The organism is Lactiplantibacillus daoliensis (assembly GCF_005405005.1).
GTDB lineage: Bacteria > Bacillota > Bacilli > Lactobacillales > Lactobacillaceae > Lactiplantibacillus > Lactiplantibacillus daoliensis.
In genome coordinates this window covers 1-21273 of sequence record NZ_BJDH01000014.1, presented here as the reverse complement: position 1 = coordinate 21273, position 21273 = coordinate 1, and the positions used below count along the sequence as shown (strand labels likewise).

Here is a 21273-nt window from a genome sequence, read left to right as displayed (position 1 = left end):
CACCGAACCAATGCCCTATATTTTTATCATGAATCGTTTATTCAACAACATTCCTATTGACAAGACGTAGAAAAAAGACCCACGATAATTGCTGGCATTTTCCAGTAATCATCGTGGGTCATTTAATTTCGAATTCTGTTGCTACTTAGCTGGATCGGTTTTCTTTGAGGCCACTCGTTTTCGTTCGGAGTCTTGCACCCCTAGAATGTCCAAGAAGAATGCTACGATTGGAATCCCAACGATTAGTCCCCAAGCACCCAATAGACTTTCCATAATAATCAAGGTAATGAACGTTGCAAAGACCGGCAAATCGGTCCGATCCGCCATTAAACGTGGATGTAAGAAATAGGATTCGAAGGCATGGATCAAAACAACTAACAAGATAATCCAAGCGACTCGGATTAGGCCACCAGATGCAAATGCTAGCAACGTTAACGGAATCATCGACAATAGGACGCCAGCAACTGGGATTAGTCCTAAAATGAAGACAATGATCGATAATACCATAATGCTTGGCATCCCGATGATCATAAAACCAATTGTCATCAAAATCGTGTTAATCGTACAAATGATTAATTGGGTTTCGATAATTTTACCGAGAATTAAAACAAACTTCCGACTCAAATAATAGACGTTATGGAAGAATTTGCTGAATTTCGACGTCAAAAACTGACGGCCAAAACTCATCATGCGGCCTCGCGTTAAGGTGAAAATAAAGCTGAGGAAAATAGCCAAAATCACATGTGTGAACCCGGTTCCAATATGACCGGCCTCTTTTAGCCCGGTTACGAGCAGACTTTTACCATTCTGAATTAGCTCGCTGCTATGAATTGCTTGATCGACCCATTTATCAATATTCTTATTTAAAACGGGATGATTCGTGATGGCCTTCGCCAGCATATCCGGAATAACCTTTAACTGTGTCACTAGCGTTGGTGCCGCATAAGATAAGGCACCCACAAAGATTCCCAGTACTAACAAATACACGACAATCACCGCAATCCAATAGGGCAAGTGCGTCTTCAAGTTCAACCAATGACTGACCTTAACCCCTAAAAAGGCAAAAATCGTTGTCAGTAAAATAACGGTTGCGAAACCCCGCATGAGATAAATGACGATCATTAGAAATACTAACGTGAGATATAGGTCCACATCATCACGCTTAAAAAAACGAATTATTCGATCCATAACCGAGCCCCCAATTAATTGCTAGTTGCCATTATAGCATTGCCATCTCAGTCGGACCGTTTTCAACCATCACCTTAAAAATAAATTTGACTTTCAAAAATAGAACCGGTAACATAGACTCAACATTAAAGAATGATTAAAAGATGAGTAGATAAGCGGACTGTTCAGCGAGTATCGGGTTGGTGAGACGATACCAGGAAACTTATCGAAGATGGTCTGAATTAAAAATTCGTTAAGGCGAATCTAGCGATAAGCCTTAGCCGACTTAACTGCCCGTTACCGCAGCACCGGATCGTGAGCTTAACTCGCCGTCCGATTGAGGAAATCTTGGCAACAAGGTTTTAAATCCAGGTGGTAACCCGACCAAACGTCGTCCTGATTGATAGTAATTATCAATCAGGACGATTTTTTCATTCTTAAATTAAATCTAACTTAATGAGGTGCTTAACTGATGACAGAAACAACTTTAACTGCTCCCTTCCGCTACGATGTCGTTGGCAGTCTTTTACGACCAGCCACTTTGAAAAAAGCCCATGCCCAATTGGCTGCTGGTGAAATTACCGCTGAACAAGAATTAACGATTCAACAGACTGAAATCAAACGAATTGTTGACGAACAAGTCAAGCTTGGCCTGCACGCCGTAACTGATGGCGAATTTTCACGCAGTTGGTGGCACCTAGACTTTCTCTGGGGCCTTAACGGTGTCGGCAAATATGATTATCACAAAAGTTATAAATTCAAAGGTGATCACACCCGTACGGATAATGCTGAATTAACTGGTAAAATCGCCTTTAATCCTGATCATCCGTTCTTCGCAGCGTTCAGCTACCTACAATCGATCGTGCCTGCAGGTGTTCTTGCTAAGCAAACAATTCCTTCACCCACGATGTTATTCCGCGATAACCGAAGTGATAACTGGTCAAAATTCTACGATAGCTGGGACGCGTATTTAACAGATCTCGCCCGAGCCTATCATGAAACCATTCAACATTTTTACGACTTAGGCTGTCGTTACATCCAACTCGACGACACGACCTGGGCATTCTTGATCAGCAAATTAAATGATAAGACCGTGAGTGCCGATGACCATGCTCACTATTTAAAGCTCGCTACCGACGCAGTTACGGTCATAAACGCCGCCTTAGTTGACTTACCTGATGATTTGACCGTCACGACGCACATCTGTCGTGGTAACTTCAAATCAACTTACCTCTTCTCAGGCAGTTACGATGTTGTCGCTCCCTACCTTGGTCAGCTTAACTACGATGGCCTGTTCTTGGAATATGACAACCAACGTGCCGGTAGCTTTGACGTCCTTGATCAAATCTGGAACGGTGACACAAACAAGCGAATCGTTTTAGGCTTAGTCACCTCTAAATTTCCAGAACTCGAAACAACCGCCAATTTGACTGCTCGCATTAAAGACGCCGCAACGAAGGTGCCATTAGAAAACTTAGCACTGTCCACACAATGCGGCTTCGCATCAACTGAAGAAGGTAACCAACTCACCGAAACCAATCAGTGGGCCAAGTTACAACTCGTCATTGATACAGCCAAATCAGTTTGGCCAGAAGCCTAATTTGTAAGAAAAAAACGGGTTGTAGCCTTAATCAGACTGCAACCTGTTTTTTTCTTACAATACCTTTGAAGTATTAGCTTAGCAACATTGAATATTTCGTAAAGCTAGTGAACTTATCGTTATCTGGTATCAGTATGCTCAACCTTGCTGGTGCATTGCGTAATTTATAGTCACCAGCTCGTGTGGTAAAGTTGAAAACAGCAGTTTTTTCCTGCTGACTTGCAACTTCACGCTTTGAAAACTGTCGACCATCCGTGTGTTGCATTGGCGTACTCATATTACTAAAACCATATGGAACGTTCAGCCACATTGCATGAGTAATATTACGATTTCCCTTCATATTTCCATAATGGCTTGGTTTAAATTGTTGTAATCTCATCGTAACAATGACCCGTCGCTCATTTCCAACCGTCTTCGTCTTAACATTAGTCACGCTAAAATTGACTGAATCACTTTTGACCAACTGATTCTTCAAAAAAAACTTCTCGTGAATGGGATGTTTAGCAACTTGATTCACAGTGTAATACTGTTTCGCTACAAAAAGCACAATCAGAACTAGTAGTACCCCACCCAAAACCCAATTTGTTTTTTTATGCCACTTCATAGGTTGCTCCGTCTCTTACCCCGATTCTCCTAGTCGCAATTGCTTCGATAAACTCTCGATCGTGCGAAGTAATGATAAATGTTGACCCAGCTTCTCTCATCTGCCTAATAGTAACTATCAACTTCGCGATACTCTCTTCATCCAAGGCATTAGTGGGCTCATCCAAAACAATCAACTCACAGCCACCGATCATTGCCTGAGCGATTCCTAGCTTCTGTTTCATACCCAATGAAAACTTCTTCACTTTCGTTTTTTTATCAATCGGCAAATCAAATTGTATCAAAAGTTCTTTAATCATGTCGTCATCTGAACTTTCTAGTAAGTCAGTAATTAATTGTAAATTTTTAAAAGCTGAAAATTCATTCAGTAGGCTTGGCTTCTCAATAAGCACTCCTGCCTGGACAGGATATCGACCACTAACAAGTACTCGTTTCCGATTCACGGTAATATTCCCAGATACCTTTATGAGTCCTAATATTGCTTTTAAAATCAAAGTTTTACCAGAACCATTAATTCCTTCTAGCGTAGTGATAGATCCTTTTTCAACTGAAAATGAAACATCATTCAACAGCTTTTTACCGGAGAAACTTCGACTAACATTTTGAAGTTCAATTAAATTCATTTCGTCATCTCATTTCAATTCATATTTTCCGTACAGGTATATATAACTAGTGGCTAAGCCAATACAACTGATAATTGCAAAATTTAACATACTGCCATTGATTGACAGCATTCTAGGCCATAGACTCAAATTGAATGGATTCCATTTAGCAATCGTAAAATCAGTAGCTATTAGTATCAAAATCGGGATTATCAACAGAAAGGCTTGATTAAGCCAACTACTCATTTGTTGAATCAATGCCAACAATATCAGAATCAAATAAATCATTACTCCCGAGTCCAAGTAGCTGGTTAATCCCCCATGTTTTATGAAGTTCTGCCACCCACTAGTTACTGCTTCAAACAAGATAAACACGGAACAAACTGTCACTAAATAAACTAAGTTTGTTCCTGCGATTAAAATAACATTTATGCAGCCAAATTCCCGCTTTGAAAATCTCAATCCCTTGGCTTTAGTAAATAATTCTGATTGGAGTAATCTAATACTATCTCCAATAATAAACGCTGGTAAAATCATCAGCACAAACCAAAATGGCGGTAAGTATGGATGTCCTTGTTCAATTGCTGCGAAATCTGGTCCTGTCAGGATACTTGTTAACAATGTCTGTTTTCGCGGTATTTTGGCCCAAAAACTAATCACAATTATTAAGTAGCTCCACGTTAGAAACCAAAACCTTTTCTGAATCATGCTACAGAAATAGCGGGATTGTACATTAAATAGCAATTTCATTCTAATAATCCCTATTCTTTATAATTGCTAATAAAATCGATAGTAATACCCATAGTATCAAGCCTAATATCAAAACATTTGTAAATTTAGTTAACGGTGATTGCGACAATGTGAACTTCCAGAAAGGTGTCACGTGTTTTGTTAAATATAGCGAAAAAAGCAACATATTCAGACCAACAATTATCATCAAACCTACTGTTTTGCTCTTAGTGATGACATATCCCACTAACCCCATAACTAGTAGAAAAACTTGATTAAAAAAAACCTCGACGGTACTAAGAATAATTACGATCCAAGCTTGATAGTTTGAGACAATGTCAAAAGTATAACTACTTATTAGCGTGATCATCGACCACGGTAACCAGATGGCTGTCTGAACTAGTAAGGATTGAACTAAAATTTGTTGATATAGCACCTTTCTCGAACCACCCAACAAGTAATCATATGACCGAAAGCCAAGTGTCATTAAAGAAATTATTGCACTCATTGGTAAAAACACGAGTCCCAGTAAGTACGCGTCAAACCAGCGGAAATACACATCCAGAAACGTCACAGTGCCTTGCCGAATCATGCCTACTTTAACGAGTATCATCAGTACAGTGAATATGTATACCAGCACTATCGGCTTATAATAAAGTGGTGCATAGCGGAATTGTTGTCTGATTATCTTATGAGTTAACAATCCTGGTCACCCCTCTCTGCCACAAAATCAAGATCACAATAACTATTGCCAATGTGACTTCAAGTGTGATAACTAGGTCAATGTTAGAAGAGGCACTCTGTTTAATAAAATCTATTGGTGCAATACTAGCCTTTAAAATTCCAAATTCTTGAATCAGCATCAAAAACAGCTGTAGAAGTAGTCCTGAACTAAGTGCTAAAAAACGATTCTTCAATAATAAAGACATCGTAGTTGTGAACATTGCAAATAGTCCTCCCCAGAAAAAGACAACAAGTAGACTTAAAAACGAATGAAGCCATGGATGATTATAATAAAGTGAAACTAAAAGTGTATCGCGATTAATAACTAAAATGTTCTGATTTAATAAATTATCTGGAAAAACGCTTGGATAGACTAGCGCAAGTGATATCAAATTGATCAACAATGGCACCGCAACCACCAATCCTCCCAAGATAAAAGACCAGGTCAGGTAACTCCGAAGGACTACTTTTAATGTTCCTTTAATCCTTAACTGCGTCAAAAAGCCATTATCCAAATCTCTTCTTACAACCGTTGCGACTGGTAACGCAGCTATTAGTGGTACCAGCAAGTAGTAGGTGACAGTACTAAAGCTGAAATTATCAACACCCATCCAAAGTGTGAATGGTGAATCCCAGAAACGATTATCAACTCTTGCCGCAATAGTCAATCTTTGATAAAACTGAATGGCTGGCAAAATCATTGCAATCAACATCGCTATCGCAATACTTTTTTTATCAAATCGATACCAAATATGACTCATTTCTATACCTCCGACGCTCTGTTTAATAGCTTATCTGACAATGATCTATTTAATGCTATCGAAAATTAAATAGCCCTTAGTTAAAAGACTATTTATCATTTTTTCTAGCCCTACAAAGAGAACTATACAGGAATGTCTAAATCACACAAGCACCGAATTATCGTGATTTTGTCCAATACAATTATTTTCATTTTTTGATAAATTCATGTACTACTTTTTGAAATGTTTATCAAATACTACAATTGAGCAAATTTAAAGCGATACGTCGATATTTTAGAACGCCATAAAGCGCCATAATCATTCATGGAATAAATGGATATGATAATTATTTTCTAATTATCCTTTGAAATACTTAATCATTAAAAAATTTTTTTTGCTCACTAACTTATTGCTCGGCAAATATTTTTATCACGATACATTAATCCCAGAGCCCTTCTACTTTTTATGTGTATTTTTATAAAAATAAGCACTCCCTCAAATCTCTGTCATACCAAAAAAGGCCAAAGTTAGCTTAGTAAACCTTGATAGGCCACTATGTTAACCTTAGTCTTTTTTTGTCACCCGGTGACGACTCCAATCAAGTCATTACCGAACGGATCTTTATTTTTTAATAAGACTTATTTTAAGGTTGAAACTTACCGGGTCATCCGAGAACGCCAGCGTTGCCTCACAGTGGGGGTAACGGCACCATCACTCGCTTTGACCGGAATGTTCAATAGAATAACACCAATAATGATGGCTAAAAAGCCAATTGTTTTAGCGCCAGTTAAGACTTCACCGAATGCCCAAATACCAATTAATCCGGTAAAGGCTGTGCCAACACCCGCCCAAACGGCGTAGCCAACACTTAACGGAATCCGACTGAGGGCCAGTGAAAAACTAAAAATTGCCAAACCATACAACAACATGCCTAAAATACCAATTAACGGGTGCCGAAAGCCGGCCGATAACTTTAATAAGCTCGTGCCAACGACTTCCACTCCGATAGCTAAAACTAATTGAATCCATGCGCGCATTGTAAAGCCCCCCTTTTTAAACGTTTAACAAAATTGCACCGATTACAATCGCCATTAGCCCACTAATTCGAGCTAAGCTTAGGCGTTCACGGTAAACGACCACGGCCAAGATTACCGTTGCCACCGTCCCGAGACCGGCCCACATGGCATACGTCACCCCTAATGGTAGGCGTTGCATTGCCAAAGTCACTAACACCAACGAACTGAAATACCCGACTAACACCATAATCGTCGGTATCAAGTTCCGAAACCCGTTAGCTTTCTTTAGAAAAAAGCTCCCGACTACTTCCATCAAAATGCCACCAAATAATAAACCGTATGCCATCTTTATCACCTCGCTAAATTTTCTGCTGTCCTACCATTCTACGGAAGTTTATTTAAAAAGGCAATGAAAAGATACGCCTGGCTGATTACATTTTCGTGACAAAATGAAGACAAAATAAAAACGCTACCTTGGGCAAGATAGCGCAGTTAAGGTCAAATATAAAAATAAATTGAAAAATACATCAAGGTTGTCCCAATCATCACAAAAATGTGCCAAATGACATGAATGTATTTAACGTGTGGCAAACTATATAACAAGGCACCCAAAGTAAAGGCGACGCCGCCAGCAACTAACAGCCAAAAGCCAGTCACACCAAGACTCGACCATAACTGGCGACCACCAGCTAAACACATCCAGCCCATCAGCACATAGATCACCGTTTCAATCTTTCGCAACTTTCCTGGCCAGACCGCATTGACCATAATTCCGGCAATTGCTAAAGCCCAGATGGTTAACAAGATCGTCCAGCCAAGCCAGCCCTTAATAGCTAACAAACTGTATGGCGTATATGTTCCAGCAATTAAAACATAGACCCCGCTATGATCTAGGATTCGAAAAACCTCACGGGCCTTCGTAAAATACAATCCGTGAAACAACATTGAGCAAGTATAAAGGACCAAAAGTGAGCAGCCATAAATAATAAAAGCCGTCCACTCTAACGACTGACCATCTTCAAATGCTTTAAACATCAAAAAAACGAAACCAATAATACTTAACACCAACCCGATGCCGTGCGTTACTGAATTCAAAACTTCGTTAGTAATTTGATACCGTCGCGATTGCATGTCGGTCACCTCGAATGATTATTGGTTACAGCATACCATCATATAGTCTTAATATCAAGATACCTAGTCTTTAAAACTAGATATAAATTTAATGATTTTTAATAAAAAAACAGCCCTCGCCACTCACGAAGACTGTCCTATTTTTCAGCTTCCTCGGCATGCGCCGCGACCTGTTGAAAAATACTAATAATATGTTTGTCCGCTAACTGATAGTGCACATTTCGACCACTCCGCGTTCCAACCACCAACTTTAATTGCCGTAAAACGGACAATTGATGTGAAATATTAGATTGGGTCAGCCCTAAGCCACGTTCCAATTCACTGACACTCAGCTTTGAGACACCCAGCGCATAAATAATTCGCGCTCGTGTTGGATCACCGAGTGCTTTAAAAATCGCCGTAATACGGCTTAACTCAGCATCCTGTGGAATCAGGGTCGTTAAGGCATCAACAATTGTGTCATGTTTTAATTCTGAATTCATTCGCAACCTCATTTTTCTGATTGTTGCCTTATCGTAAAGGTGTTACAATACACATGAACAGGTATTCATGTATCCGTTTAATCACTCATAATTATAGCAATTTAAAGACTTAATTCAAGAACAAGGTGGGGATTGTCTGATGGCACAAACACATGCTGTACAACAAGAAACGACTGCTTTCAAAGTAGGCGTGTTATTAAACTCAATATTTATCGTTTTAGAAGCAAGTTACGGCTTTGCCAGTGGTTCATTAGCACTGGTTGCCGACGCGGGACACAACCTGAGTGACGTGTTAGGGCTTTTGATTTCCTGGTTAGCCATTTGGCTAGGCACCAAGAGCGCCAATGCTAAGTATACTTATGGTTATAAGAGTTCGTCAATTTTAGCTGCACTTTTCAACGCTGTCTTTTTACTCGTGGCAATTGGGGCAATTTCAGTTGAAGCCGTTCAGCGACTATCCAATCCAGGCCCCGTAGCCGAATGGGACGTTATCATCGTGGCTGCCATTGGGGTCGTTATCAATGGCTTTACCGCCTTCCTCTTTATGAAAGGCCAGAAGCATGACCTGAATATCAAAGGTGCCTTTCTACACATGGCTGCTGATACTGGTGTTTCCATTGGTGTCGTGGTCGCGGGCTTTGTCATTTTGAAGACGGGCTGGTTCTGGTTAGATCCAGTGATTTCATTACTCATTGCCGTGATTATTTTGATTGGAACTTGGGGACTCTTACGAGATGCGATGAACTATTCCCTCGAAGCTGTTCCTAGCAACATCGACCAATCAAAAATTTATGACTTTTTAATGGCGCAACCAACCATCAACCAAGTTCACGATTTACACATTTGGGGGATGAGCACGACAGAAACGGCCATGACCGTTCATCTCTGTCGTAGCACCCTGGATCACAACAACGAATTTCTTGAACAAATGAACAAACAACTCAGTGAGCAATTTCCACTCACGCACATTACCATTCAAATTGAACTCGGTAAAGTTGACTATGAAACCACCGATAGCTCTATTTAGTCAGTAAAAGCAGCCTGTTAATTAAACGGGCTGCTTTTTTTCGCACTAGTGCCGCGCTTCGGCCATATGTGACCAATGCAGTTGTAACAATGAGATGCCACAGAAAACTATGGTAATCCCCAAGTAAATCACGGCTGCTAAGGCCATCTGACTCGCACTCACGGTTGACAGTCCCCCGGCTGGTTTAGTCAAAAGCAACGGTAAGTCGTCCAAGATGTGTAACAGAATCGTCAATGACAGATTATTCGTGGTCAAATAGACCGTCCCCCACAAAATTCCTGTCGCTACAACTAGGATTATTTGTAACAAGACAACCGCAAGCGGCATGTGCGCCACATTTACAATATGAGCAAAACCAAACCCGATACTACTGATCAACACAGCCCAGAATGCATGCTGATGCGTTAACGACAAGCTCAAAGGCAATAACAAGCCTCGAAAAACCAACTCTTCTGCTAGCGCAATAAAAATAACCGTTAGTAGAATTTGGCTATTCAACCGTTGCCATGACACATCTAACCAAACTGGCAGTCGAGAAAATAATAGGAATAGGATTGCTGGTAAACATTGCAACAGTTGTCTGCCTAATCGCTGGCGATTGAAAAACTGAATCTTAACGTGCCAAAAATAATGATTAAGTAAACCTGCAATCACCACAATCGCAACATCATCGGCTAGCTGACCCCAATTTTCTGGAATAGCGAACTTAATTAAGTACGGAAAAAAGGTTAAAACTATCGGTACTAAAACAAAATTAATGCCGACACCATAAAAGCTTCTACTTCTGGTTACCATATCTATCGCCCCACGATTTTATCGGTTCCCGTAAAGTATACAATTGTTAGCGCTTAATAGTGCCAACATCCCGTCAAACAAGCTAAACGTTAGCGTTAATTTCTAAAAATTGAACCATTCCCACGTCCGCATTGCTATCAGCAACAACCGGAAGTGGGAAGATTTAACTAATTGTCGTTTTCAGCCATATAAAAAAATGGTTATCCAACCATGGACAACCATTCAGCTTAACTTAATTTAATAATCCCCGCCGCTAGCAAAAACATATGCGTCACAACGGGGCCGACAAAGGTAAAGCCCTGTCGATGCAACTCTTTCGCGACCCGTGACCCTAATGGCGATCGTGTTGGTAGCTCATCATCCGGTGCCGGCATAATAAATGGCGTCGCATCGACAAACTGCCACAAATAGGCGCTGAAACTGCCATATGCTGTTTGAAGTTTCACAATCGCACGCGCATCTTGAATAATCGCATGTAACTTGCGACCATTATGCATCACACCAGGCGTTTGCATCAAGCGTTCCCAGTCCGGTTCATCCAGACCCGCCACCCGATCAATCCGCAAACCAGCCATTTCACGACGCAACACTGGCAACTCACTCGCAGCCACACGCCATCCCAAACCCGTTTGTAAAATACCCACAATCAAGAGTTCAAACAAAACGTGATCATCGTGCGTCGGGGTCCCAAAATAGGCCTCATAATCCTTAACGCCATCCGCCGTAAACTCATGGAAATCATCAGGTCCAATCATTGTGGCGCCGCCAACCAGTAACCATTTTCAATCCGATCCAACAACGTAATCAATTGCTTGGTTTCAGCGACATCATGAACCCGGATAATTCGGCCACCCTTGAGCATCATCGCCGCTTCGGTAACCAAGGTCATTGGGAGTCGGTCTTCCTTTTTCAAGCCCAATAACAAGCCCAAATAGCCCTTACGTGAGATAGCAACCATCATTGGGCGCTGTAAGTAATTGAATTCGTCAATATTGCGCATCATGACGTAATCTTGCTCGCCATGGGCGACTTTTGAATACCCAATCCCTTGATCTAACGCAATGCGTTCCAAGTCGATGCCAGCGCTAGTTAATTCCGCCAAATTATGCTCAAAGAAATGCCGCATACTACTCGTCAAATCCGCGTATTCTTGGTCACGACTACTGTGCATCGTTAATAACCCAACACGACTGTCGGCCATCAACGCCAACTTGCGCGGATCATCCGTAAAGGCATTCACATCATTAATAATGCTAACACCCTCGGTCACAACGGCTTGCATAACCGGATATTTATACGTATCAATGGCTAACACAGCTTCCGGGAAACGCTGTTTAATTGCCCGAATATAAGGTAACGTTCGGTCTAATTCAACTTCTGGCGTCACTTCTTTGAAACCCGGCCGCGTGGTTTGGCCGTTAACCTCAATCACATCGGCACCCGCTTGTAGAATGTCATCGACATGATTCAAGACATCGTCCATCGTCTCGTAGCGCCCGCCATCGTAAAATGAATCAGGTGTAATATTCATAATGCCGTAAATCATTGGCCGTTTCGTGAGATTGAAGCGATTGGTTCCAGCTTGCCAGTAGACTTCATATTGTTTCATAATTTGTGTCAACTGTAACTGCACGGTGGCATGGTTATGAAAAACTTGGGGCCATTGTTTCGTCAACAACCGACCAGCATTTTGGCTCAATAACACCGTCAATTGAGTGGGGCTCGCTTGCACAATCCCATCCAACTGATGACAAAGTTGCGTTAATTTGAGTTGTTGTTCCCGATTATAATCGCTAAATTGTAAAACGACTTGCTGCTGACGGGCAGCTTCTGCTCGCAATGCTTGGCTCGCAAAATCTGTTGCACCGGCAAAGGAACTCGTTATGTCTTGAACTAACATGAATGGCACCTATCCTTTCATCTGCTTCAGTTGTTCCACTAATTTCCGTGCGGCTTGCCCACGATGCGTCACTGGCAGCCGCCATTGATCTGGTAATTCAGCTAAAGTTCGACCAAACTGGGGCAACCAAAATAGGCGATCAAAGCCACCAGAATAATTGCCAATTTGATTTTCGGCAATAAAACCAGTCACCGTCGCTTGAGTCGTCAATGACCGACCGTCCGGCCAAGCAACCGCTAACGTCGATCGCATGACGGCTTGGCGTTGCGCTGCCGGTACTGCCTGCAACGCGGCCAAAATCTCAGCATTCCGGTCGCCCCCACTCGTCTGCTCACCTAAATCACGGGCAGTGGTGACGCCCAATATATCTGGCAATGCTGGTAATTCAATCCCACTATCATCCGCGATCACTGGTCTTTGCAGTTGCTGTGCTGCGAATTCCGCCTTAGTTAACGCATTTTCAACGTAGCTGGTCGTGGTTTCAGTTGGAAACACTAACCGGCTGGCTTGCGATAAATAGTTCTCTGCGGCCAAGCCATAATAAGCTAAACACAACGCCAAATCGTGACTTTTACCACGATTATTAGACGCAATTACCCAGTTAATGGTCATTTGGTAACACCTGCCAACCTTGTTGTTGTAACTCACGCATCACATAAAATGATCCTGTGACAATAATAACACTATCAATCGTTGCCTTTTCCTGTGCTAATTTTAACGCGGCTTGGATATCAGCCGCCACTAAAACCACTGGTTTGTTTGGTGACGCTAAAGCCGTTGCCGTCTGTGCCAATTGGGTTGCTGGTAAGGCCCGTTGTGGATTTGCCGGCGTATTCGTGATCAGGACAGTTGCTGCTGGTAACAATGTTGCCAACATCGTTTGATAATCTTTGTCGCGTAAGACCCCGACGACCCAAATTAGCCGCCGTTGTGGCAACAATGCTTGGACACTCTTGACCAAGGCCTGCATCCCATCTGGATTGTGCGCACCATCCGCCAAAATAACCGGGTGTTTTTGTAACACGGTCAAACGACCTGGCAGCGTGACTTGGCGTAAACCGGTTCGAACTGCGTCATCACTAATCGTTACCCGCTGTTGTCGGAGTACCGCCACGGCGGTCAAAACTAAGCCTAAATTCTGGACTTGATATTGGCCCACCAATCCTAACTGCAACTTCTGCCAAGCAAATAAGTCACTAGTCGCGTCAATAATTGAGCCATCAATCGTGGCCTGTTCAACCGTCAATTGTAATTGTTGTGCTTGAATTAATGGTACCCCTTGACGTTCTGCCTCCGCTTGTAGCACCGTTAAGGCTGACGGATTCTGATCCGCCAACGTGACGACTTGCGTCTTGGGTTTAATAATTTTTGACTTATTATGTGCAATGGCCGTAATCGTTGACCCTAAAATCTTCTGATGATCTAGCGCAATTTTAGTAAAAATCGTTAATTGCGGTCCAGCGAGGGCGTTGGTCGCATCATATTGCCCACCCAGTCCTGCTTCAACCATGGCCCAATCCACCTTTTGATTGCGAAACCAGACCATGCCAATCAGAAAATACCATTCAAAAATTGAAATATCCGCAACTTTGAGTCCCATATTGGTCAGCACGGGCACAATTTCATGATAAGAATCAATAAAATCGGCTGGGCTGATCCAGTGACCATTCAGTTGTAGTTGTTCGCGCTCATCATTGATTGCCGGACTACTAAAGCGACCGACACGATAGCCTTGCGCTTGTAACACGCTCGCCAGCATTGCACCAGTCGAACCTTTACCGTTAGTCCCCGCTAAATGGCTGACATGAAAATAACGATCCGGTTGCCCCAGATGCGCCATAATCCGTCGCAATAAGGGAACCCGATCGTGTTTCGTCACCAGCATGGCCTGATTTAACTGGGCAACTAGCGTTTCATATTGTTGTTGAATCGTTGCTTCTACCACACCGTCACCTGCTTTAATTTGCAATTCGTTGGAGAAATTCACGTTTCAAGTCTAAATCAGTTTTGAACTGACCACTGTAATAACTACTTTCAGTCTGAACCCCTGGCTTGCTGACGCCGCGCATTTCCATACACATGTGACGGGCAGAAATCGACACCGCAATCCCAGCAGGATCTAAAATCCGTTGAAGTTCTTTTGCAATCGACACGGTTAACCGTTCTTGCACATTGGGTTGTTGGCTACAATAGTCAATCAGGCGTGGAATCTTACTTAAGCCGATTACTTGCTGATTCTGTGGAACATACGCCACTTGTACCGTCCCAAAGAATGGTAACAAATGATGCTCACACATTGAATAGAATGGGATGTCTTTTAGGAGCACCATTTCGGTTGGCTCAGTCACTTTAAATAACTTATAGTTGTCAAAAGGTGCCGCCGTTTTAGTCGCAAAAACTTCGGCATACATCCGTGCGACCCGGTCTGGTGTTTCTACAAGACCCGGCCGATCAGGATCTTCTCCGACGGCTTCCAAAATGTCACGAACCGCGTGACGAATCTTTGCTTGCTTACTTTCATCAATCATCTTACTCACTCACATTTCTTACTTTTTTAATCCAGCTCTGATCAGTATTCGCTGTAATCATCGCCTGTACTTGGGGTCCCACCTGTGAATCCGTTTGGGCAATTTCAGCAGTTGGTAATAACACAAAGTTACGCTCTGCCGCGTGGGCATGTGGGACTGTTAGTTCCGGCGTTTGAATCCGGCGATTTCCCCAAAAAATAATATCCAAATCAATCGTGCGTGGACCCCAGTGAACTTTACGCTCACGATGGCCTAAGTGCTCAATCCTATGTAGTTCAGTTAGTAAGTCGTGTGGCGTTAACGTGGTCGTCAAAGCCACCGACACATTATAAAAATTAGGCTGATCCCGTTTCCCCCACGGCTCAGTCTCATACCAATTCGAACTAGCCAGCACGGTAACGCCATCCAAGTGTCGTAACATTGTTAGTGCTTGCTTAATATTCGCCACCCGCGGGTGAATATTCGAGCCAACACTTAAATAAACGCGCTCATCACTTGCCATCTGGCGTCCCCTCCACCTCAATCTCAACATTATCAAAAATACCTGGCATGGGGACGCTGTACTTACGAATTTTTAAATTAATACTATCGACCGTTGGAAACTTGACCAACAACACTTTTAACAATTGATTCGCTAGCGATTCAATCAACTTATAAGAATGTGTCGACACAAAGTCAGCCATGACTGCCCGAACTTCGGCGTAATTAATCGTCTCATGCACGTCATCGTGCTGGACCTTTGCTTCGATTGGATACTTGATTGCAATATCCATCGCTAACTGTTGCCCATTGCGCCTTTCTTCTGGTAACACACCATTAAACGTGTGAAAACGCACATTGTTAATGCGAATCATTCCCATGAGTATCCCTCTTCCGCTTTTTATTGACGTTCACTAAAACTTAAAAGTTTAAAATCTGTGATCGCACACTAATCCCGCCTAACAACAACTTCAAGTCTTTCAAGTTTTAAACTACCAATAATCATAGCATGAAGCCCCCTTTAAGTGATAGTAATCCGCCAAATATCCAGAATTTAGTCCCATGGTACCAAAAAAGCGGCCGGGTTTATCACCGGACCGCTCAGGTATTTTAAGAATTTTGAGAATCGGTTTCAAATTTAAAAATTTGGCTCAGCGACTGGCTCGTTAATCCCGGTGTTTTTTCAACCATGAACGTGGCTACCGGCGATCCACTCATCTGCGTTTGGATGAAGTTTGTTGGAATGAGATTGGCAATTGAAAGTACCACAAAGATGACCAGATAAGAAATGATAAACGAAACAGCCCCGCCAGCCACGCTATTGACTTGCTTAATAACTGGCAGCCAAGTGACTTTTCGTGAAAGTCGAATCAACAGTCGAATCACAGCCCATCCAATCGACGTTAGAATAAAGAATGAAACTAAATTAATCACCAACGAACTCGCCGTGTTGGGATCAATTAAATTTAGACCCCCTAGTAGATTTCGCAGACTCGTGCCTAACGATTGATAAAAGACCCGCGCAAAAATCAAAACAGCGACTGTCCCAACCAAATGTAGGACTTCAATCACAAAGCCGCGGTGAAACCCGCGCAATATTGCGGTCAACAATAGTAATAAGATGACAATGGTAAAAATCATTCTGAGTTCCCCCTCAATAAGTCGTATGCTTATTTTATCAGGTTCACACGGCAGTTGCGCTAATTTCACTCAAAAATTAAACTTTCCTTAGCACCTTGACTTGCATTCATTTCTTCGTTAAAGTTTAATAGTAACAATTACTATTTAAAAACAGAAATGGAGCGTTAGGATGCCTTTGAAAAAATTCCTATTAAGTTTAGTCCTGCTAATTAGTCTGGGAGGACTATTGGCTGGCTGCCAGACGAGCAACCAGGCCACCCCAACCGCAGATGGTAAAATCAAAATCCTAGCGAGTTTAGATTTTTACGGCCAAACTGCCCAAAAAGTCGCTGGAAAATATGGTGAAGTCACTTCAGTTATCAATCGGCCGGGTGTTGACCCACACGACTTTGAAGCCACCGTCAAAACAGCTAAGGTGGCAAGTCGCGCCAGCCTCATTATTTATAATGGTCTAGGCTATGACGACTGGATGAGCAAGCTCGTCGTGAACAAGGCAACCAACGCTAAGGTCATTCAGGTTGGCACGACCATCGCGGGTAAAAAAGACGGCGCCAATGAGCACGTTTGGTACGACCCCACAACAATGCCCAAGCTCGCACATCAAATTGCGCTGGAATTAGCGAAGATTCAGCCAGAACACAAACAGTATTTTCTCAAGCAGGCACGGGAATATCAAGCGAACTTGAAGCCACTGACTAAAACGGTTGCTCAATTGAAGCACAATGCCCATGGTCAGAAAGTTGCCGTCAGTGAACCGGTCTTTGATTACTCACTCGCTGCAATGGGTTATCAGGTCAGTAACACGCACTTTGCCAAGTCAATTGAGGAAGGCTCTGATCCTTCACCCAAAGATATTAAGCAAATGCAAACTGCAATTAAAAAACATCAAATTGCGTTCTTTGTTGAAAACACCCAATCTGACAGCAATATTGTGGATAACATGGTGAAGTTGGCCCATCAAAACAACGTTCCGGTACTTAAGGTCACCGAAACGTTACCTGCTGGTCAAACTTACACCAGTTGGATGCTGAAGCAATATCAACAATTAGCCAAGATTCAAACACAAACCAATTAAACTAATGACGCCCATTGAGAAAACACTTCTCAACGAGCGTCATTTTATTGCTCAACTTTTTTGTGATGCTTTCTGGCGGCATATTCTGAATCCATTTCTGAGGATTCCTCGGCAGTCGTCGTTTCGTCAATATCGTAATCAATCTTATAAACCCGAGCATCATTCAGTTTTCCAGGCATGATCACATACAAACTGACGGTATTAATCGCCCAATTGCCATACGCCTCAGGCCAATAAACGACCCGCACATCCGGATTATCTTCTCCAGGCACATAATCCACGCCCTTAGGTTTCCCCATGTGTGCAATTACCTCACCTATTGTTGTCCCCCCAGTGTAGCTGTCACCATTTTTTCTGGCAAGCCGAATCTGCTGGCGATATTCAGGATCAGCACGCCATTTTTTAGTATAGTCCTTAGGCTTCTGACGCTGTTTTTTCGCGATGAGCGCACTTTTGGCAATGTCGTTCTGATGAGACAACATTCGTTGATGTCCTGCTGAAGACCACCAAAATAGCCACCCTAGTAGGCCAAGGTTCGCCACGATTGGAATCGTCCAAATCCAATGATTCGCCTGCATCACATCGTATGACTCTGCGTTAGTCGGCACATGGTAGTATTTCTCAACCTGTTCTTTGGGACCAATAGTGGCTTTAATCCATTTCAGTCGAAACTCGCGTAACAACCGGACTGCCCGCAGAACTAGCCAGATTAAAGCCGCAATAAACAAGAGCATTTCAACTAAGATAAGCCACTTCATTGTTTTAGAAGAAATGATTTGTACCCCCATATAAACGAGACTGATTAACGCCATCGAGCCAACGATCAAACAGGTCTCACCCAAATTCAAAACCCGGTTAAAGTTCAAATAGTGATCAATCCGGTCTCTCAGTTTTGACTTTTGCAGTGACGTCACGACTAAGTGCCAAGCATAGGTCCAGGTCCCAAATAAGCTCACGGCGACAACCATAATTACTGGCCACACACCTTTTAACGCCACTTTATCCCCTGACAAATCCTGATCTAAATTAAAGGCATAGATTAATTGCGTGAAGTTAGTCCCGGCACCCAAAATCAGCGGCATAATAATCATAATAACGACTAGTAACTGCAGCATCCGCTTGGTACCAACTTTGTTTAGACTACCATTCACCCGCTCATCATCAACTGTCCTAGCCAAATACCACCACATCACTGCCGCTGCCAGTCCCCACATGACAATCATCTTAATTAGTGACTCCCACCGTGAAGAAGTGATAAATCCCAGAAACCACAACAATAGCTTTAGTCCTGTTGGCATCGCCCGAACCCTCCTTATGTCGTCAATCAGCCAGTGCGTCGCTTAATTTTGGTGTTAATTAACTATTAGTATAGCCTTTATATTAACCGTGCCAAGCAGTTTATAAAGCGCTTTCGTTTTGGCGCAATAAAAAAGGACCGCAACTAGGTTACAGTCCTTCTAACTTAAGCTTTTTGTCGATCATCACGCAACAATAACGCTAAAATGAAGCCCACAATCTCAACTGCTAACATCGTTATGAAAACAGCATGATAACCATGCAAGTTGGCTGTGAGTGTTGGAACACCAGCTTGTAGTTGTTTAGCCGTTACATTTGATAAGATCAACGTGGCAATCGCAACCCCAGCTGAGCCCAATATTTGACGCACAGTCGTGATTACCGCGGTTCCATGTGAGATCAGCTGGTCAGGTAATGAGTTGGCTCCCAAGGTTACCGCCGGCATCATGACAAAGGCATTGCCACCCTCAATTAGCGCGGCAATCAAGATCATTGCCAGCAACGTTAATTTTGTCGGAATCAGTGCTAGGACTAGCCAACCCGCCACAATCATGCCCATCCCAAACAGCATGATTTGCTTATAGCCAAACTTTTCAGATAAGCGGCCAGTTAACGGATTTAAGATACTTAGAAAGACCGCTCCAGGAACTAACGACAACCCTGAAATAAATGGCGAAACCTTTAAGACACCCTGATAGTAAAGTGGGAAGACGATGGTCACAACAATCAGCGCCACGTATGAAATTGCGGTCAGAAAAATCGCCACGTCGTAATTAAATGTCTTCAAGACCCGCAATTCAAGCAGGGGTGTTGCCAGATGAAACTGACGGTAGGTAAAGTAGGCAACCGCTGCGATGGAAACGATCAATAGTAGCCAACCAAAAGTCCAGTTGACATTCGGTTTACCAATTTCATTCACAACATACAGGATACCAGCAAACCCTAATAACATGACGATTGAAATTGTATCCAATTTAGACGGCTTGCTGACCATCACATCTTGAATGGTCATAAAACTCAAGAAAATCAGGATGGTCGCAACAGTAATGAAGACTAAGAAAAGACCATGCCAATCGGTAAACTTTAAGACAACACCCGAAATAATTGGACCTGATGCTAAGGCAGATCCCATCACCAACCCCGCAACTCCCATTGTCGAGCCACGCTTATTTTCTGGTGTAATCGTTAAGAGAATCGACTGGTAAGAAGGAAACAACACGCCCACAGCAGCGGCTTTGATTAGCCGACCGACCATCATAATCGCAAAACTGGGCGCAAAATAAATAATGATTGAACCCAAATCGAATAACACTAATACCGTTAAAAATAATTTCTTAAAACCAATATTGTTTAGTAACCATGGACTGATTGGCATCATCACCACCATGGTTAACATGAAGCCAGTCGTCAGCCACTGAACTGTGGACGCTGAAATACCAAAATCCCGCATAAACGTTGGGTACACTGTTGATAACGAGGATTGACTGATTGACATCGTCCAAGTTCCTGTCAGCAATGTAAAAATAAACCAGAAACGTCGACGACCTGCCAATGTCGGTGTCGCTTTTGCGTCGTTCATAAAATCTTCCTCTCTTACTTTAGAACAGTTATTAACTAACAGTCCTATTGTAACCATTCTGACTCAAATTGTACAGGTCACCGCTATGACACGTCAAAAAAGTCACCAGCAGATTTACTGGTGACTTTCACAAACTTATCAAACTAGTTTACTTGATGCTTAATAAAAGTTCCAGTCCCCCAACTGGTTTATTCGGCCAACATCGCTGCGCTCACAGCCTGCATTTTTTCTTTTTCTTCGTCTGAAGGTTGCGCAACGGTCATCTTTTTAAGTGAGATGACTGCCCGGTACTGAAGTTCAACGACATTAATGTCGTCACGCACATCGTAATGAGTAATTGTGACATAGGCAGAGTTCTCATAGATTTTCTCGACCTTAGCATAAAAATCATAATCGGTGTTACCATTTTTCTGGCATTTGACCCGATCCCCCACAGTAATTTTAGCCATTACTATCACTCCACTTCATAAAATATGCTAATAACATATCACTTAATGCTGTGAATAACAATTATTGGTCTCTAATTTGCACCGTTTTTCATTAGTTGCGCTAGTCAACAATCAAATTGATTTTTAGCATTAGACACGAAAAAAGGAACCGAATTAATCGATTCCTTCGTTTGCATGGCAACGTCCTACCCTCGCAGGGAGCGATCCCCCA

Annotated in this window: 24 protein-coding genes; 3 read left to right on the top strand and 21 right to left on the bottom strand. The window is 42.5% G+C overall.

What is annotated here, in order from left to right:
• Positions 1–141: 141 nt before the first annotated feature.
• The gene (locus FFM64_RS12015; protein WP_137608279.1) at positions 142–1188 is read right to left on the bottom strand and encodes an AI-2E family transporter; all 1047 of its coding nucleotides are present in this window, start codon (positions 1186–1188) and stop codon (positions 142–144) included.
• Positions 1189–1639: 451 nt separating this feature from the next.
• Here FFM64_RS12015 and FFM64_RS12010 point away from each other — a divergent pair, with 451 nt between their 5' ends.
• A complete protein-coding gene (locus tag FFM64_RS12010) occupies positions 1640–2767 on the top strand; it encodes a vitamin B12 independent methionine synthase (protein WP_137608278.1) in 1128 nt (375 codons plus the stop codon).
• 73 nt (positions 2768–2840) lie between these two features.
• Here the strand turns inward: FFM64_RS12010 and FFM64_RS12005 are convergent, their stop codons facing one another.
• The 8 genes from FFM64_RS12005 to FFM64_RS11970 form a co-directional block, all read right to left on the bottom strand.
• A complete protein-coding gene (locus FFM64_RS12005) occupies positions 2841–3371 on the bottom strand; it encodes a hypothetical protein (RefSeq protein WP_137608277.1) in 531 nt (176 codons plus the stop codon).
• Positions 3358–3993: an ATP-binding cassette domain-containing protein gene (locus tag FFM64_RS12000; protein ID WP_137608276.1), complete on the bottom strand. Its 636-nt coding sequence runs from the start codon at positions 3991–3993 to the stop codon at positions 3358–3360. The genes FFM64_RS12005 and FFM64_RS12000 overlap by 14 nt, the downstream gene beginning before the upstream one ends.
• A 9-nt stretch (positions 3994–4002) precedes the next feature.
• Positions 4003–4632 (bottom strand): hypothetical protein, encoded by a 630-nt coding sequence (locus FFM64_RS11995; protein WP_137608275.1) that lies wholly within the window; start codon positions 4630–4632, stop codon positions 4003–4005.
• A 758-nt stretch (positions 4633–5390) separates the two neighbouring features.
• Positions 5391–6185, bottom strand: coding sequence for a hypothetical protein (locus FFM64_RS11990; protein WP_137608274.1), 795 nt, complete (start codon positions 6183–6185; stop codon positions 5391–5393).
• Between the two features lie 635 nt (positions 6186–6820).
• The gene (locus FFM64_RS11985) at positions 6821–7201 is read right to left on the bottom strand and encodes a DMT family transporter (RefSeq protein WP_137608273.1); all 381 of its coding nucleotides are present in this window, start codon (positions 7199–7201) and stop codon (positions 6821–6823) included.
• A 16-nt stretch (positions 7202–7217) separates the two neighbouring features.
• Complete coding sequence (locus FFM64_RS11980; protein ID WP_137608272.1) at positions 7218–7526, bottom strand: DMT family transporter; 309 nt, start codon at positions 7524–7526, stop codon at positions 7218–7220.
• Between the two features lie 152 nt (positions 7527–7678).
• Positions 7679–8311: a PAQR family membrane homeostasis protein TrhA gene (gene trhA / locus FFM64_RS11975; RefSeq protein ID WP_137608271.1), complete on the bottom strand. Its 633-nt coding sequence runs from the start codon at positions 8309–8311 to the stop codon at positions 7679–7681.
• 137 nt (positions 8312–8448) lie between these two features.
• On the bottom strand, positions 8449–8793 hold the full coding sequence (locus FFM64_RS11970) for an ArsR/SmtB family transcription factor (RefSeq protein ID WP_137608270.1): 345 nt from the start codon (positions 8791–8793) through the stop codon (positions 8449–8451).
• A 139-nt stretch (positions 8794–8932) separates the two neighbouring features.
• Here FFM64_RS11970 and FFM64_RS11965 point away from each other — a divergent pair, with 139 nt between their 5' ends.
• On the top strand, positions 8933–9820 hold the full coding sequence (locus tag FFM64_RS11965) for a cation diffusion facilitator family transporter (protein WP_137608269.1): 888 nt from the start codon (positions 8933–8935) through the stop codon (positions 9818–9820).
• Between the two features lie 45 nt (positions 9821–9865).
• Here FFM64_RS11965 and FFM64_RS11960 read toward each other — a convergent pair whose 3' ends face one another.
• The 9 genes from FFM64_RS11960 to FFM64_RS11920 all read right to left on the bottom strand — a co-directional run bounded on the left by FFM64_RS11960 (position 9866) and on the right by FFM64_RS11920 (position 16663).
• Complete coding sequence (locus tag FFM64_RS11960) at positions 9866–10615, bottom strand: CPBP family intramembrane glutamic endopeptidase (protein ID WP_137608268.1); 750 nt, start codon at positions 10613–10615, stop codon at positions 9866–9868.
• Positions 10616–10842: 227 nt separating this feature from the next.
• Complete coding sequence (locus FFM64_RS11955; RefSeq protein WP_137608267.1) at positions 10843–11370, bottom strand: DNA-3-methyladenine glycosylase I; 528 nt, start codon at positions 11368–11370, stop codon at positions 10843–10845.
• Positions 11367–12515 (bottom strand): dihydropteroate synthase, encoded by a 1149-nt coding sequence (gene folP / locus FFM64_RS11950; RefSeq protein ID WP_137608266.1) that lies wholly within the window; start codon positions 12513–12515, stop codon positions 11367–11369. Before folP ends, FFM64_RS11955 begins: the two co-directional genes overlap by 4 nt.
• 9 nt (positions 12516–12524) lie before the next feature.
• Entirely contained in the window at positions 12525–13127 is a 603-nt protein-coding gene (locus FFM64_RS11945) for a non-canonical purine NTP pyrophosphatase (protein ID WP_137608265.1), read from the bottom strand.
• Entirely contained in the window at positions 13117–14460 is a 1344-nt protein-coding gene (locus tag FFM64_RS11940) for a bifunctional folylpolyglutamate synthase/dihydrofolate synthase (RefSeq protein WP_137608280.1), read from the bottom strand. Before FFM64_RS11940 ends, FFM64_RS11945 begins: the two co-directional genes overlap by 11 nt.
• Positions 14461–14473: 13 nt before the next feature.
• Entirely contained in the window at positions 14474–15043 is a 570-nt protein-coding gene (folE, locus tag FFM64_RS11935) for a GTP cyclohydrolase I FolE (RefSeq protein ID WP_137608264.1), read from the bottom strand.
• Between the two features lies 1 nt (position 15044).
• A complete protein-coding gene (folK, locus tag FFM64_RS11930; RefSeq protein ID WP_137608263.1) occupies positions 15045–15545 on the bottom strand; it encodes a 2-amino-4-hydroxy-6-hydroxymethyldihydropteridine diphosphokinase in 501 nt (166 codons plus the stop codon).
• Positions 15535–15903, bottom strand: a complete 369-nt coding sequence (folB, locus tag FFM64_RS11925) for a dihydroneopterin aldolase (protein WP_137608262.1) — start codon at positions 15901–15903, stop codon at positions 15535–15537. The genes folK and folB overlap by 11 nt, the downstream gene beginning before the upstream one ends.
• A 229-nt stretch (positions 15904–16132) precedes the next feature.
• On the bottom strand, positions 16133–16663 hold the full coding sequence (locus FFM64_RS11920; protein WP_137608261.1) for a CvpA family protein: 531 nt from the start codon (positions 16661–16663) through the stop codon (positions 16133–16135).
• 169 nt (positions 16664–16832) lie between these two features.
• Between FFM64_RS11920 and FFM64_RS11915 the strand changes: the two genes are divergently transcribed.
• Complete coding sequence (locus tag FFM64_RS11915) at positions 16833–17738, top strand: metal ABC transporter solute-binding protein, Zn/Mn family (protein ID WP_137608260.1); 906 nt, start codon at positions 16833–16835, stop codon at positions 17736–17738.
• A 44-nt stretch (positions 17739–17782) separates the two neighbouring features.
• Here the strand turns inward: FFM64_RS11915 and FFM64_RS11910 are convergent, their stop codons facing one another.
• From FFM64_RS11910 to FFM64_RS11900, 3 genes are all read right to left on the bottom strand, one after another.
• Positions 17783–19036: a hypothetical protein gene (locus FFM64_RS11910; RefSeq protein WP_137608259.1), complete on the bottom strand. Its 1254-nt coding sequence runs from the start codon at positions 19034–19036 to the stop codon at positions 17783–17785.
• Positions 19037–19200: 164 nt separating this feature from the next.
• Positions 19201–20613 carry an MFS transporter gene (locus tag FFM64_RS11905; RefSeq protein ID WP_137608258.1) on the bottom strand — a complete coding sequence of 471 codons (1413 nt, stop codon included), beginning with the start codon at positions 20611–20613 and terminating at the stop codon, positions 19201–19203.
• A 188-nt stretch (positions 20614–20801) separates the two neighbouring features.
• Complete coding sequence (locus FFM64_RS11900) at positions 20802–21062, bottom strand: DUF2187 domain-containing protein (protein WP_137608257.1); 261 nt, start codon at positions 21060–21062, stop codon at positions 20802–20804.
• Positions 21063–21273 lie beyond the last annotated feature (211 nt).